Origin of the sequence: Burkholderia sp. ZZQ-2, assembly GCF_050768715.1 — a bacterium.
Taxonomy (GTDB): Bacteria; Pseudomonadota; Gammaproteobacteria; order Burkholderiales; family Burkholderiaceae; genus Burkholderia; species Burkholderia cepacia.
This window is the reverse complement of record NZ_LDVA01000108.1, coordinates 1-583: the sequence shown is the minus strand read 5'-3', so window position 1 is coordinate 583 and position 583 is coordinate 1. Positions and strand designations below refer to the sequence as shown.

General features: G+C 74.8%; 1 protein-coding gene. It reads right to left on the bottom strand.

The window, feature by feature from the left end:
* Positions 1 to 583: dual specificity protein phosphatase family protein (locus ABY44_RS05675; protein ID WP_431640942.1), on the bottom strand; the 583-nt coding region annotated here is incomplete at both ends.

The window sequence follows — 583 nt, the reverse complement described above, 5'->3', positions numbered from 1 at the left end:
CACGCCGTCGTCCGACCACACCGCATGCGGCCGCACCGCGCGCACCGCGGCCAGCGCGTCGCGCGCATCGCCGAACCCGCGTCGCGCCGCCAGCCACGCGGCCGCGCACAGCACGCTGCGCCCGTAGCCGAGCGCGCAGCAGACCAGCACGTCGCGCCCTTCCCCGTGCAGGCGTTCGAGCGCCGCGACGGCCTGCGCAAGTTGCGCGGCCGTCGGCGCGACGAGGTCAAGTTGCGGCACGCTCGCATAGGCGAGCGATGCATCGGCCGCCGCCCAGCGCGGCATTTCGGCCGTCAGGTCGACCAGTGCCGTGAAACCGTGGCGGCGCACGTCGGATGTGGTCGGCGTGCGGCCGAGCGACACGCGTTCGTCGATCCGCACCGGCGCCGGCTGCCGGAACGTCCACAGCCGCGAATTGACGAATGCGCCGGCGATCGTCGGCGCGAGCAGCCAGCGGATGACGACAGGGAAACGCCCGTGCGCATCCTTCTGGAACGCGCCGGGTGTGCCGCGCCGGTAGATCCACGCGACACACGCGAGCGCCAGCGCGACCCACCCGGCCGCCAGCGCCCAGCCGGGCGCG